General features: G+C 65.8%; 12 protein-coding genes. 2 read left to right on the forward strand and 10 right to left on the reverse strand.

The features are described 5' to 3' along the window. Window positions 1-2 precede the first annotated feature (2 nt). The 6 genes from DA1_RS23100 to DA1_RS31075 all read right to left on the reverse strand — a co-directional run bounded on the left by DA1_RS23100 (window position 3) and on the right by DA1_RS31075 (window position 6974). A complete protein-coding gene (locus DA1_RS23100) occupies window positions 3-2498 on the reverse strand; it encodes a YgiQ family radical SAM protein (protein ID WP_034394236.1) in 2496 nt (831 codons plus the stop codon). Window positions 2499-2573: 75 nt separating this feature from the next. Further along, entirely contained in the window at window positions 2574-3566 is a 993-nt protein-coding gene (locus tag DA1_RS23105; RefSeq protein WP_034394239.1) for an AraC family transcriptional regulator, read from the reverse strand. Between the two features lie 67 nt (window positions 3567-3633). Continuing rightward, window positions 3634-3873, reverse strand: a complete 240-nt coding sequence (locus tag DA1_RS23110; RefSeq protein WP_034394242.1) for a hypothetical protein — start codon at window positions 3871-3873, stop codon at window positions 3634-3636. Continuing rightward, entirely contained in the window at window positions 3870-5606 is a 1737-nt protein-coding gene (locus tag DA1_RS23115; protein ID WP_034394245.1) for an FAD-dependent monooxygenase, read from the reverse strand. The genes DA1_RS23110 and DA1_RS23115 overlap by 4 nt, the downstream gene beginning before the upstream one ends. Window positions 5607-5707: 101 nt before the next feature. Next, complete coding sequence (locus tag DA1_RS23120; RefSeq protein ID WP_034394246.1) at window positions 5708-6574, reverse strand: helix-turn-helix transcriptional regulator; 867 nt, start codon at window positions 6572-6574, stop codon at window positions 5708-5710. A gap of 229 nt (window positions 6575-6803) precedes the next feature. Continuing rightward, a complete protein-coding gene (locus DA1_RS31075) occupies window positions 6804-6974 on the reverse strand; it encodes a hypothetical protein (protein ID WP_012205835.1) in 171 nt (56 codons plus the stop codon). A gap of 196 nt (window positions 6975-7170) precedes the next feature. On the opposite strand from DA1_RS31075, the gene DA1_RS23125 reads away from it, so the two are divergent. After that, the gene (locus DA1_RS23125; protein WP_034394250.1) at window positions 7171-7770 is read left to right on the forward strand and encodes an IMPACT family protein; all 600 of its coding nucleotides are present in this window, start codon (window positions 7171-7173) and stop codon (window positions 7768-7770) included. A gap of 21 nt (window positions 7771-7791) precedes the next feature. On the opposite strand, the gene DA1_RS23130 is transcribed toward DA1_RS23125, so the two are convergent. Together DA1_RS23130 and DA1_RS23135 are read right to left on the reverse strand one after the other, a co-directional pair. Continuing rightward, window positions 7792-8970 carry a M20 aminoacylase family protein gene (locus DA1_RS23130; RefSeq protein ID WP_034394253.1) on the reverse strand — a complete coding sequence of 393 codons (1179 nt, stop codon included), beginning with the start codon at window positions 8968-8970 and terminating at the stop codon, window positions 7792-7794. 10 nt (window positions 8971-8980) lie between these two features. Next, window positions 8981-9964 carry a tripartite tricarboxylate transporter substrate binding protein gene (locus DA1_RS23135; RefSeq protein WP_013802199.1) on the reverse strand — a complete coding sequence of 328 codons (984 nt, stop codon included), beginning with the start codon at window positions 9962-9964 and terminating at the stop codon, window positions 8981-8983. A gap of 134 nt (window positions 9965-10098) precedes the next feature. Here DA1_RS23135 and DA1_RS23140 point away from each other — a divergent pair, with 134 nt between their 5' ends. After that, window positions 10099-11049, forward strand: coding sequence for a LysR family transcriptional regulator (locus tag DA1_RS23140; RefSeq protein ID WP_012205839.1), 951 nt, complete (start codon window positions 10099-10101; stop codon window positions 11047-11049). 540 nt (window positions 11050-11589) lie between these two features. Here DA1_RS23140 and DA1_RS30630 read toward each other — a convergent pair. Both DA1_RS30630 and DA1_RS23145 read right to left on the reverse strand, forming a co-directional pair. Continuing rightward, window positions 11590-11859: a hypothetical protein gene (locus tag DA1_RS30630; RefSeq protein ID WP_143343410.1), complete on the reverse strand. Its 270-nt coding sequence runs from the start codon at window positions 11857-11859 to the stop codon at window positions 11590-11592. A 40-nt stretch (window positions 11860-11899) separates the two neighbouring features. Beyond that, window positions 11900-13114, reverse strand: coding sequence for an HAF family protein (locus DA1_RS23145; RefSeq protein WP_034398645.1), 1215 nt, complete (start codon window positions 13112-13114; stop codon window positions 11900-11902). Window positions 13115-13175: the final 61 nt, after the last annotated feature.

The following is a 13175-nucleotide window of genomic DNA, read 5'->3' on the forward strand; positions in this document are numbered from 1 at the left end:
CGTCAGCGCGGCTTGCGACCGCCCGGCGCCGCCTTGCGGCCCGAACCGGCAGCGCCCGCAGAACGGGAAGGACCACCCACACCGGGGCGCGGCGGCAGGCCCGTGTGCTGGGTCAGCATGCGGCCCGGCTGGGGCTGGCTGGAACGGAAACGCACATCGCCCGCAGGCTCGCGCGACTCTGCCAGCACCTTGCCCGGCCCGGCATTCTTGCCGCCGGCCTTGTTGAGGGCGTAGGCCTTGCCTTGCTGGGATACCACGGCACGTGCGGCCACGCCCGTGCCCTGCGTGCTGTTCTTGCGGCGCGCGCTCTGGTAGCCGCCATCGACCAGGGGCTGGAAGGTGGGGATCAGGTGCTGCTTGCCGTTGCCGATGAGGTCGGCACGGCCCATGGCCTTCAAGGCCTCGCGCAGCAGCGGCCAGTTGTTCGGGTCGTGGTAGCGCAGAAACGCCTTGTGCAGGCGTCGGCGCTTTTCACCGCGCACGATGTCCACCGACTCCTCGTTCACGTCGCGCATCTCGCGGCGCACCTTGGTCAGCGTGTTGCGGCCCGAGTGGTACATGGCCGTGGCCGTGGCCATGGGGCTGGGATAGAAGGTCTGCACCTGGTCGGCGCGGAATCCGTTCTTCTTCAGCCAGATGGCGAGGTTCATCATGTCCTCGTCGCTGGTGCCCGGGTGGGCCGCGATGAAGTACGGAATCAGGTACTGCTTCTTGCCCGCTTCCTCGCTGAACTGCTCGAACATCTGCTTGAAGCGGTCATAGCTGCCGATGCCCGGCTTCATCATCTTGGTCAGCGGCCCGGACTCGGTGTGCTCGGGCGCAATCTTCAGGTAGCCGCCCACATGGTGCTGCACCAGCTCCTTGACGTACTCGGGCGACTTCACGGCCAGGTCGTAGCGCAGGCCCGAGCCGATCAGGATCTTCTTGATGCCCGGCAGATTGCGCGCGCGGCGGTAGATCTTGACCAGCGGGGCGTGGTCGGTGTGCAGGTTCTGGCAGATGCCGGGGAACACGCAGCTGGGCTTGCGGCAGGCGGCCTCGATCTCGGGGCTCTTGCAGCCCAGGCGGTACATGTTGGCCGTGGGGCCGCCCAGGTCGGAGATGGTGCCGGTGAAGCCCTTGACCTTGTCGCGGATGTCCTCGACCTCCTGGATGATGGACTCCTCGGAACGGCTCTGGATGATGCGGCCCTCATGCTCGGTGATGGAGCAGAAGGTGCAGCCGCCGAAGCAGCCGCGCATGATGTTGACCGAGGTGCGGATCATCTCCCAGGCCGGGATCTTGGTCTCGCCTTCATGGCTGCCGCTGGCGTCGGCATAGCTGGGATGGGGGCTGCGCGCATAGGGCAGGCCGAAGACCCAGTCCATCTCGGCCGTGGTCAGCGGAATGGGGGGCGGGTTCAGCCACACATCGCGCGCGGTCACGCCCTCGCCGTGGGCCTGGACCAGGGCACGGGCGTTGCCGGGGTTGGTCTCCAGGTGCAGCACGCGATTGGCGTGTGCGTAGAGGATGGGATCGGCCTTGACCTGCTCGTAGCTGGGCAGGCGCAGCACGGTCTTGTCGCGCGGCGGCTGCTTGCCCTTGCCGCGCAGCGACGGGTTGGGTACGAACTGGATGGTCTGAACGGCGGCGACCGAGGCACCGTCCGGCTTCGCGGCGGCATCACCCTCTTCCTTGGAGCAGGTCTGGCCCTGGGCCTCGGCCTGCTCGCTGGTGGTCATGTAGGGGTTGATGTGGGGCTCGACCACGCCGGGCTCGTCCACCACGGAGGAGTCCAGCTCGAACCAGCCCGCCTCCGACTCGCGGCGGAAGAAGGCCGTGCCGCGCACATCGGTAATGCTTTCCACGGGCTCGCGCGCGGCCAGGCGGTGGGCCACCTCGACCAGGGCGCGTTCGGCGTTGCCGTACAGCAGGATGTCGCACTTGCTGTCCACCACGATGGAGCGGCGCACCTTGTCGCTCCAGTAGTCGTAGTGGGCGATGCGGCGCAGGCTGCCCTCGATGCCGCCGAGCACGATGGGCACGTCCTTGTATGCCTCACGGCAGCGCTGGCTGTAGACAATCGCCGCGCGGTCAGGGCGCTTGCCACCCACGTCGCCCGGCGTGTAGGCATCGTCGGAACGGATCTTGCGATCGGCCGTGTAGCGGTTGATCATCGAATCCATGTTGCCCGCCGTCACGCCCCAGAACAGGTTGGGACGGCCCAGGGCCTTGAAGGCCTCGGCGCTCTGCCAGTCGGGCTGGGCGATGATGCCCACGCGAAAGCCCTGCGCCTCCAGCACCCGGCCGATCACCGACATGCCGAAGCTGGGGTGATCCACATAGGCATCGCCCGTCACCAGGATCACGTCGCAACTGTCCCAGCCAAGCTGGTCCATCTCGGCCCGGCTCATCGGCAGGAACGGGGCCGTGCCGAAGCGCTTGGCCCAGTACGGTCGGTAGCTGGTCAGCGGCTTGGCAGCGCGATGGAAAAAGGAAACGTCAACGGGGGCGTTCATGATGGGCGGTTCGGCTTCTGGGAGCCTGTGCGGAAGGAACCGGCCAGTGTACGTTTCGGCACTCAACCCTGCTGGCTAAGGGTCTTGCTCCAGCCCCCTGATACGGCCTTCCTGCTGCTGCCAGCCCGACCTCTTTGCGGCCTCCTGCGCCAGATAGGCCTTGGGCGTATGCCCGGACCAGCGGCGGAAGGCCCGCGCAAACACCTTGGGAGAGTCGTAGCCCGCGTTCTCTGCGATGCGGGCCGATGACAGCCCGCCGGCCTCCATCTGCTGGGCGGCCAGCGCCATGCGGTGCGCCGTCAGGTAGCCGATGGGGGTGGCGCCCACCAGCTGCTTGAAGCGCATGCTGAAGCGGGTGCGCGACATGCCGGCCTCGGCCGCCAGCGTCTCCACGCTCCAGCTGCGCTGCGGCTCCCGGTGCATGCAGACGATGGCGCGGGCAATGCAGGCATCGCCCAGGCCCCGCAGCCAGCCTTCACCCACGGCGGCCTCGCGCGCCAGATGCTCGCGCAGGATGTTGACCAGCAGCAACTCGCCCATGCGCGCGGCCGACAGGCGCCAGCCCGGACGCCGCGCCAGCGTCTCCAGAGTGAGCGACTGCATGGTGGCGGCCAGGCAATCGGCCAGCGGCAGATCGCTTGCGCGGATATGGATCAGCGGCGGCAGGATGCGGAACACCGAATGCCGGCAATAGGCTGAAAACCACAGCAGGGCCGAAAACATGTCGGTCGCCTCGCCCCCGCCGCCATGGCTGAAGACCAGCGGATTTTCGTCCTGCGGGCCTTCGGCATGGCGGGAGATCAGCCGCGAGAACAGCTCGCAGGCCGTGCCCAGGTCCGAGGCCACCACATGTGCCGCGCCCATGGGCAGCATGATCAGGTCGCCCGGCTCGACCCGCAGCGGCTGCATGCCCTCCACCTGTATCCAGTAAGGCGCGCCGCGCGCCATGCGGATCATGGCGCCCGTGACGCCCGTGGACTTCAGGCTCCACGGCGCGGTCAGCGCAAAACGCGCCGTCACGGCGCGCTCTGACCGGCAAATATCGAGAACTTCGCTCAGCACATCCATGGGGTCGTGGCATCCTTGATTCCGGGCCGATGTTAGCCAGCGCCGGCCACGCAACCACCCGGCAGGGCTAGCGGTTTACCCTAGGCTGAAGATCCTGCCGCGCCGCCTGCACCAGCTCGGAGAACTGCTGGGCGCTGCCCAGCCGCTCGGCCGCCAGCAGCGCCAGCTTGACCAGAAACAGCTCGGACTGCTGCGGGCCTGCCGCGTCAATGGCCGTGGCCAGTTGGTCGTAGACGGCCTCCAGACCGGCGATATCCAGGGTGCCGGGCGATTCAAGCGTGTCGGGCGATGTGTGTGCTTGGCTCATGCCTGGGCTCCTTGCGTGCAGGTGGCGTTGTCGAGTGCGGATTGCAGGCGCCGCGCATCCAGCGCCAGCCAGCGTGCGCAGACATGCTGGTCGGGCCGCAGCAGGTAGGCGGCGCCAGAAGGTGGATCGGCAGGCACGCCATGGCGTTCGCGGCAGCGGCCCTGACTATCGGAAAGGGTCAGGTCAGCGCCCTGAACTGGCTGCGGCTCCGCCTGGCTGGAGATGGCCACGATGCGCAGGCCCACGCCGCGGCCGCGCACCACGCGGGCAACCTCGCTCAAAGCGGGTGGCACGGCCGAGCCATCGGTGAAATACAGCAGGTCGAAGCCGCCGCCCAGGTGATCCAGCAGATAGTCGTCCGGCGCCAGGCACACGTTCTGCGGCGGCGCGCCATGGGCGGGGCCGCCCTTGAACAAATGGTTGTCGTCGTCCCTGCTGTTGAGAGGCGAGCGGGCGTACTCATGGGGGCGAGATGTACGCCAGTGGTACAGCGGGCGCACGAAGGCCTGGGTGAGCGACAGCGACAGCACGGCATCGCGCAGCAGCCGGAAGCCGCGGGAAGGCGGCGCCATGAAGCGCGTGCTCTTGCCGGCCTCTTCGACAATCTCGCGCGCAGCGCCCACGCGCTCGCTGCTGTAGCTGTCCAGCAAGCGGGCCGGCGCCACGCCCCGCGCCACCAGGGCCAGACGCCAGGCCAGGGCCTGCGCATCCTGAAAACCCGTGTTGGCGCCGCGCACGCCGAAGATGGGCAGCATGTGGGCCGCATCGCCCGCGAAGATCACGCGGCCGTGCACATAGTCCGGCAAGGTCAGCGCGCGGGCCGAGTAGACCGAACTCCAGTCCATTTCCCAGGGCGTGCCGCCAAAGCCGATCATCTCCAGTTGCGCGTCGATGCGCGCCTTGAGCGATTCGGGCTGCAGTGCCTGCCGCGGATCTTCGCCTGCTGGCAACTGGTAGTCCACGCGCCAGATGCCGTGCGGCTCGCGGTGCATGAGGATGGTGTTGCCGGGATTCCACACCGGATCGAAGAAGGCCAGGCGCTCGGTGGGCAGCGGCAGGTCGATGCGGATGTCGGCAATCACGAAGCGGCCTTCGTATGACGCCCCTTCCATGACCAGGCCCATGGCCGTGCGTATGCCCGAGCGTGCGCCATCGGCTGCGACCAGCCAGTCGGCTTCCAGCGCATACGGCCCCTCGGGCGTGTCCACCTGCAGCCGCGCTTTTGCAGCGGCGCCTTCGCCAAACTGCTCCACCCGCTCCACGCGGTTGCCCCAACGCAACTCGATCAGCGGATGGGCCAGCACGGCATCGACCAGGTACTCCTCCAGGTACTGCTGCTGCAGGTTGATCATGGGGAAGAAGCGGTCGTCCTCGCTGTGCGGTGCTTCCATGCGAAACACGCGCTGGCCCCGGTAGAAGGAGTTGCCAAAGCGCCATGGCAGCCCGCTGTCGCTGACCCGCCCGGCCACGCCCACCTGCTGGAGGATCTCCATGGAGCGGCGCGTGAAGACGATGGCGCGGCTGCCTTCGGATACCTGCAGCTCGGACTCCAGCAGCACGCATCGCTGCCCGTGGCGCGCCAGCTCCAGTGCCGTGGTCAGGCCTACCGGCCCCGTTCCGACGATGACGACGGGGTGCCGCTGCATCCCCGGATGCTCCGATGGCAGCCAGGGCCGATGCACCTGGTAGCGGTAGTAGATGGACTGCCTGGGCTGGGCATGGGGCTGGTGCATGGGGGTCTCCGTCGTGCGTCTTGTTCAGGGCGCAGTGTAGGCAGCACCGGCCATGGCGATGTCCCCAGATGGGGACAGACTGCGGCGCCCACCTCGGGGGTTCAGGACAGCGCTTCGGGCGCCATCAACAAGGCAAACAGCTCACGCTGCCCCTGCACGCCCAGTTTGGCGCAGACCCGCTTGAGATAGGTTCGCGCGCTGGACACGGTGATGCCCAGGCGCTGCGCCAGCCGCTCGGCATCAAGCCCCTCGATCACGCAGCGCACCACGTCCAGATCCCGCTGCGTGAGATGGGCAAAGCGCCCGGCCAGGCGCGCCAGCACCAGCCCCGCCAGATCGTCCTGCAGCGCCTGGCCCGCATAGTGCAGGCGCATGGCCTGCATGACCAGGGGCGCAAAGGCTTCGATGCGTGCGATGGACTGCGCATCAAGGCAGCCGTGCTCCTCGCCCCGGTACAGGTTCACTGCCAGCCACCGTGCGCCAGGCAGCAGGGTCAGCAGCGAGAGCCGCTCCACCAGGCGCGGCAACTCATAGCAGACATGTCGGTACTCGGGATGGCTGACATCGCAGGGGCGCTGGCGGTGCAGCCAGACGCGCGCGGGAGCCTGGGGGTCGCGCTGCTGCCGCGCCAGTTCGGCCTGCATCACGCGCTGTGCGCCGTCGAGCGGATAGAAGCGCTCGCTGTAGTCCTGCGAAATCATGGGCAGCGCCCCCGTGCGTGCCCGGTCGCCAAAACCCACGATGCGCGGACGTGATCGGCCCTGGAACGAGAAGATGGTGCACTGCGCCAGCGGCACGTGCCGGCCCAGCAAATGCAGCAACTGCCCGGCCACCTCGTCGCTGCTGGCGCTGGAGCGGCCCACCTGCTCCAGCAGCGCCGTCACATCGCCAAGGGGCACGGGCAGGCTGGCGTCGCTGGCGGAGGCAGGCGCCAGCAGCCAATGGCTGCGCCCTGTGTCAGTGCTCATGGTTCCTGCAGGAATGCAAAAAGGCCGGCGCTTCGCGCAGCCGGCCTGGGTGGGTAGGTACGTGGAAATTGGAAATGATAAATCCAGCGCAGCGAGGCAAGAGCCTGCTGCGCCTGGTTCGCGGTCTGTCCGCTTGAGGGTCACCGCCTGTCGGCGGGCCGCTGCACGGTCCAGCCGGACCTGACAGTACTGATGCCGCTGCAGGCCCTTGGCCAGGCGGCACCTGCCATCACCATTCGCCGACGTTGCGGATGCGCTGGTCCAGATCCAGAGGAATGCCGCCGCCAGCGGCTTCATGGTCCTGACCAGCTTGCTCCAGCGCCATGGGCGGGGGACTGAAATGATCGCGGCCAAAGGTGTGTTCGGTGAGAACGGGATCGCGGGAAGGTGGGGTGTTCATGGTTGCGCCTCCTTGACAGAAAGCTTACTGCGAATCTTTCACGATTTCTGTAGGACAAACCTGGATGCAACCCTCTGAAGCTGAAATAACACAAGGTACGCATGCTCACAAATGTGTAGCGCTTCGTAATAAAGGCGTAATGAATCCATGCGCCAAACCCCTGGCCAGGGACGATCGGGTAAGCTTGCCGCCCTCCATGCCACAGACACTCCGCGCGCCTGCGCACAGCGAACTCCTCATCAAGAAAAGCCGTTTCATCGGTTGCGTGCAGCCGATGGCCGACCGCGCCAGCGCCCAGGCGGTGGTCGATGCGCTATGGCGCGAGCACCCCGGCGCCGCCCATGTCTGCTGGGCTCTGCTGGCAGGCGGCCAGTCGGCAGCCGTCGATGACGGCGAGCCCAGCGGCACGGCAGGCCGCCCCATGCTGGACGTGCTGCGCCACCAGGACCTGGAAGGCGTGCTGGCCACCGTGGTGCGCTACTTCGGCGGCGTCAAGCTGGGCGCAGGTGGCCTGGTGCGCGCCTACACCGATGCCGTGGCCCAGGCCCTGCTGACCGCCGAGAAAGTGACACTGCAGCGCATGCAATCACTGCGCTGCGCCGTGCCCTATGCGCTGGAAGGCCTGGTACGCCGCGAGATCGATGCGGCAGGCGCCGAACTGCTCCAGGTCGAGCATGGCTCCCTGGTGCAGTTCGATCTGCGCCTGCCGCAGTCGCAGGCTGAAGGCTTTGTGAGCCGCCTCAACGAGAGCGGTCAAGGACGCGTGGGCTGGATGGAAGTCCACCACGGCGAATGAGATGCGCCGGGCTCAAGCAGTTCAACCGGCCACCAGAAACCGCTGCGCCAGCAGCACCCAATAGGCGGCGCCCACGGCGATGTTGTCGTCGTTGAAGTCATAGCCCGGGTTGTGCACCATGCAGGCGCCTTGCTCGCTTCCCTCGCCATTGCCAATCAGCAGATAGCTGCCTGGCACGCGCTGCAGCATGAAGGCAAAGTCTTCGCTGCCCGGCAAAGGTGGCGCCTGCAGCGTGACATGTTCCGGGCCCAGCAGCTCCAGCGCGATCTGGCGCGCGAAGTCAGTCTCCTTGGGCGTGTTGACCAGCACGGCATAGCCGGGCCGCCACTCGAGTTGCGCCTGCACGCCGAAGCTCTCGGCCTGCGCACTCACCAGGTCGCGAATGCGCTGCTCCAGCAGCCTGCGCACATCGGCATCCAGCGCACGCACGCTCAACTCCAGCACAGCGCTGTGGGCGATCACGTTGTTGGCCTTGCCTGCGTGGATGGCTCCCACGGTCACCACCGCCATCTGCAGCGGATCGATGTTGCGTGAGACGATGGTCTGCAAGGCCATGATGATGCTGGCGGCCGCAACGATGGGGTCGGCCGCGCGGTGCGGCATGGCACCATGCCCGCCCACCCCGGTGAGGGTGAGCGTGGCGTAGTCGGAGGACGCCATGGCTGCGCCCTCGCGCAGCGCCAGCCGCCCCTGGGGCAGGCCCGGCATGTTGTGCATGGCAAAGATGGCGTCGCAGGGATATCGCTCGAAGAGGCCGTCCTCCATCATGCGCAGGGCACCGCCGCCGCCCTCCTCCGCAGGCTGGAAGATCAGCGTCAAAGTCCCGTCAAAAGCGCCGTCATGGGCAAGATGCCGGGCCGCCGCCAGCAGCATGGCTGTATGGCCGTCGTGCCCGCAGGCATGCATCACGCCGTCATGCGTGCTGGCGTGGGCGAAGGCATTGGCCTCGGTGATGGGCAGCGCATCCATGTCGGCGCGCAGGCCCAGGCGCCGGTGGCCGCTGCCGCGCACCAGCCGCCCCACCACGCCGGTGCCGCCCAGCCCGCGCTCCACCTCGTATCCCCATTGCTCCAGTTGCTGCGCGACAAGGGCGCTGGTGCGGTGCTCCTCGAAACCCAGTTCGGGATGCCGGTGAATGTCGCGGCGCACCTCGACGAAGGCTGCGGCCGAGCCGCGCAAAGTGTCCAGAAGGGTGTTCATTTGCGGCGTCTCACTGGGGTTGCAGGCGAATGGAACGGGCAATGCTGCGATAGCGGGCGGTCTCGGCCTCATAGAACTGCGCGGCCTCGGCCAGCGACATGGGCGCTGCGGCCAGCTGCGTCTGCAGGGCCAGTTGCTCGCGCACGCCCGGGTCCTTGAGCATGGCGCCTATCGCCTGGTGCAGCCTTTGCACCACCTCCTGCGGCGTGTCCTTGCGCACCAGGAAACTGGTCCAGGTCTTGTAGGCGAAGTTTTTCAGCTCCCGGCCCTCTCGCACCGTGGGCACATTCTTGAGCAGCTCCGATCGTTGCTCCCCCAGCTGGCCCAGAATCTTGAGCCGGCCCTGCTCGGCCAGCGCGCCCATGGCAGCGCTGTAGACGAGCACAGCGAAATCGACCTGCCCGCTGCCTATGTCCTGCAGCAGCGGCGCATTGCCCTTGTAGGGCGCATGCATGAGTTGTATGCCGGCGTCCTGCTGCACCTTCTCCAGGATCAGGTGGTAGAGCGAGCCAATGCCGACGCTGCCGTACGACAGCGGCCGGCTGGCGCTTTTGCGGGCCAGTGCGATCAGCTCATCCACGTTGCCGGCCTCCAGGTCCTTGCGGGCGACAAACACCATCACGGCCTCGGCCACGGGATGGACCAGGCGGAAATCCTCCGCCTTGAGCCGCACGGCGGCATTGGCCAGCGGCGACAGGATCACTTCGTTGGGCGAGCCCTGGAAGACGTAGTGCCCGTCAGGCGGAGCGGCCAGCACTTTCTGCGCGGCCATGGCGCCGCTGACGCCGCCCAGGTTCTCCACAATGACCTGCTGGCCCAGTGCCTTGGACAGCGGCACGCTGAAGATGCGGGCAATGGCATCCGAAGGGCCGCCGGCCGGATAGGGAACCATCAGGCTCACGGGCCTGGAGGACGGGCTCTGCGCACAGGCCAGGCCCGCGCTCAGCAGCAGGCCGGCGCCCGTCAGCCAAACGCGCTGGAACAAAAATCTCATCATGTCTCCTTGGTGGATGGCTCCGGCTCGGTCGGCCGGATACGCGGCATCCTAGGAGCCGGGTCATCGAACGTCCAATGCATTGTTGGCTGCATTAGCATGAGTTTCATGCAGACTTCAGGGCGCGAAAAATCATGACGCTGGTGCAGCTCAGGCATCTCATATCGGTGGCGCAGACCGGCTCCTTCAGCCGCTCGGCCGAGGCCATGCATCTGACACAGCCGGCCCTCAGCCGCAGCGTGCGCGCGCTGGAGCAGGAGCTGGGCATACCCTTGTTCGACCGCATCGGCCGCCACAGCGAACTCACAGCCTTCGGCCGCGAGATGCTGGGACGGGCGCGCGCCCTGGTGGCCGAGGCCGACGAGCTGCGTGACAGGGGGCGCCAATTGCGCGAGGGTGCGGCCGGCACCGTGCGTGTGGGCCTGGGATCGGGCCCCGGCGCAATATTGATGACGCCGTTCCTGCAGCACATGACCGTGCACCATCCCGGCGTGCGAACCGAGGTGGCGCGCGGCAGCACCGATCTGCTGGTGCACTCGCTACGCGAGCGCCTGCTCGATGCCCTGGTCGTGGACCTGCGCGCGCTGCGGCCCGCACCCGACCTTGCGTTGGACGTCGTGCACGAAATGCGCGCCGCCTTCATGTGCCGCACCGACCATCCACTCGCCCGCCTGCAGCGGGATCTGCGCTTCGAGGATGTGCAGCGCTACCCCGTCGCCTCCACCCCGCTGAGCGACCAGGTGGCCTGGCTGCTGGTGGAGACCTATGGCGCCACGGCCCACCCGGCGCGGTTCGTCACACTGCAGTGCGAGGAGTTGCCCAGCCTTGTGGACGTTGCGCGCAACAGCGACACCGTGCTGCTGGCCGTGCGCGCCGTCGCCCCGGACCTGGCCGAATTGCCCATGGACCCGCCCATGCGCAGCACCGCCCGCTTCGGGCTGGTCACGCTGCGTCAGCGCAGCGAGGCGCCGACGCTGGCAATCCTGCGAGGGCTGATGGGGAAGTTGATGGCCGACGATGCCCCTGCGCCGGAACGGGCGCCCAGCCATGGCGGAAGGCTGGGCCGCATGGCATTGCCAGACTGATTTGATGCTGGTGATCACCCATCGAATACCCTCAATGCAAAATCGCAAGCCGGGACAATGAGTCACGTGAAATTAAATAGTTAGCACAGCCTGTTCTCAAGGCCCGATTAATGAAATTTCCCAAAGGAATACCCCAGGCAATGAGCAACTGCCAGCCCCTCACTTTTCAATAGCAAAACAGCTTCACAAATGACATATTCAACTAAACTATCATTCGCATGCAGGCTGCTATTCTCCAAATTTATTAGACCATCTTCCGAAAAATAAATATTATTCGCATGCAGCGCGGAGGAGGACATTAAAACAACAAATACCACCATAGTGAACAATGATTTTTCATATCGAAATCTCATTTCAACCCCTTTATCTCATCGTTTTTGAATTGATACTGACGACCAGGGAATGCACAGGTTCTGCACAAATGCATGCGTTGCCTGTGGGAGCCTGGAGCGAAAGCTCTCATCGGCCAGTTCGCTGTGGCAAGCCACCATTGCGATATCGCCCCTATTTCCCACAGGTGCATTCATATCGCAAGTATGCTCATACTCTTCTCGCCATCATTAGAAGTGGTAGCAATTTTTCTATATCCAAAGCCATCATGCGATAAAGCAGCTCCTTCGAGTTCGACGAATCGCCCGTTCCCCTGCCCATGATCGGAGACATCATGGAAGTCGAGCCTCCAAAAGCCTGAACTGTATTGGAGGAGGAAAAATTCTCGAATGAAATTCCGTTCGCTTGCACAGCAGGGGCCCAGAGCCCGCACACAACGATTGCCAGTGTGGTTGCAAGTCTTGGATATCGCATCTTCATGGTATTTCCTTTATGCACGTTGTGAGATGAGGCTCCGCCTTCATGGCGTGCACAGGTTCTGCACGAAGGCATGCGAGGCCAATTGCGCGACTTCGCTCCTTCCTGTCATGTAGCAGCCATCCTGGCTCAGTGCCGAGGCCGCACTGTTCTCGCCGCCTGCGAGGGTTCCCTGGTCCACGGTGCCGCCCAAGGGGGTCCAGGTGATGGCGTGCGAACTTCCGTCGGCCAGTTCGCTGTGGCCCGCCACCGTTCCGTTGTCACCGATATCCACCACACGTGCATTCATGCCGCCAGGCAGCGGAGGAATATCGCGGATGACACCGGTCTGGCTGTTCCAGTAATAGGGCATGCTGCGCCCGTCTGCCAACTGGTAGTGCCCAATCACCTCGCCGAGGATGTTGAGATCGACGCCGCTGTTTCGCGCGGGCGGTGACGATATGGACAACACCTGCGGACTGGAGGACGAGTTGAGCCAGACGACGGTGCGTCCACCTTGGGCACCGAAATCGCAGTAGCCCATGATGCGGGTATTGACGACGGTCTTTGCGCGGCAGAAGACGGCATTGAGAGGCAGGTTCAGGGCCGTGGCCATATAGCCGCCCAGAACTGCGGCAGACCAATAGACAGGACGCGGATGCCCGCTGTTGTCGGGACAGTTGCCCACGATGCCCGGCATGTTGCCGCCCACCACGAAATTGTCCACATCGGACGGCACGCAGTTGGTGCTGTTCAGGCCCAGCAGACCCGCCGGCAGCGCGCGTGCCGTGGTTTCATTGTTGCGCCACATGACAGGGCGGGCAGTGTTGCTGCCGCTCAGGCTGACGCCAGCCACATAGCCGCCCTGGTTGTATGCCGTGGGCATGCTGCGCACATCGAGCGTCAGCGGCTGCAGTGTCTGCACCGTGGCTGGCGTGGCCGCATTCCAGAACACGCCCACGGACACCGAATTACCGTCCAGGCAGCTGCCCACCACCTGGCCGCTGTTGGTGATGGCCGCCGCGTTGCAGTTGCGCCCCGGCGACAGGCGCACAAGGTCTGCCGCACTGCCCGGCGCCAGCGACACGAAGCCTGCGGACGAGCCGTCGCTCTCTGCACAGGCGCCCACGACATGGCCGCTGTTGTTGATGTCCAGGCCCACGCATTGCGGACCTGCCGACGTGCCCACGTCCTGCATGGGCAGGGCCTGCGCGGCCGGCAGTGCCAGCAACGCAAGGCACGCAACGGAAAAATTCAAATGCTTTGGCTGAAGGCGCATGAAGGGTTCTCCTGAAAAAGCAAAGAAGTCGTTCATGGAAATCGGGCGCCGAACAGGAAAT

The organism is Delftia acidovorans NBRC 14950, from assembly GCF_001598795.1.
GTDB lineage: Bacteria > Pseudomonadota > Gammaproteobacteria > Burkholderiales > Burkholderiaceae_C > Comamonas > Comamonas acidovorans.

Coding starts and splice junctions, on each gene's coding strand:
- DA1_RS23100 (WP_034394236.1), bottom strand. CDS start 2,498: ATGAACGCCCCCGTTGACGTTTCCTTTTTCCATCGCGCTGCCAAGCCG.
- DA1_RS23105 (WP_034394239.1), bottom strand. CDS start 3,566: ATGGATGTGCTGAGCGAAGTTCTCGATATTTGCCGGTCAGAGCGCGCC.
- DA1_RS23110 (WP_034394242.1), bottom strand. CDS start 3,873: ATGAGCCAAGCACACACATCGCCCGACACGCTTGAATCGCCCGGCACC.
- DA1_RS23115 (WP_034394245.1), bottom strand. CDS start 5,606: ATGCACCAGCCCCATGCCCAGCCCAGGCAGTCCATCTACTACCGCTAC.
- DA1_RS23120 (WP_034394246.1), bottom strand. CDS start 6,574: ATGAGCACTGACACAGGGCGCAGCCATTGGCTGCTGGCGCCTGCCTCC.
- DA1_RS31075 (WP_012205835.1), bottom strand. CDS start 6,974: ATGAACACCCCACCTTCCCGCGATCCCGTTCTCACCGAACACACCTTT.
- DA1_RS23125 (WP_034394250.1), top strand. CDS start 7,171: ATGCCACAGACACTCCGCGCGCCTGCGCACAGCGAACTCCTCATCAAG.
- DA1_RS23130 (WP_034394253.1), bottom strand. CDS start 8,970: ATGAACACCCTTCTGGACACTTTGCGCGGCTCGGCCGCAGCCTTCGTC.
- DA1_RS23135 (WP_013802199.1), bottom strand. CDS start 9,964: ATGAGATTTTTGTTCCAGCGCGTTTGGCTGACGGGCGCCGGCCTGCTG.
- DA1_RS23140 (WP_012205839.1), top strand. CDS start 10,099: ATGACGCTGGTGCAGCTCAGGCATCTCATATCGGTGGCGCAGACCGGC.
- DA1_RS30630 (WP_143343410.1), bottom strand. CDS start 11,859: ATGAAGATGCGATATCCAAGACTTGCAACCACACTGGCAATCGTTGTG.
- DA1_RS23145 (WP_034398645.1), bottom strand. CDS start 13,114: ATGCGCCTTCAGCCAAAGCATTTGAATTTTTCCGTTGCGTGCCTTGCG.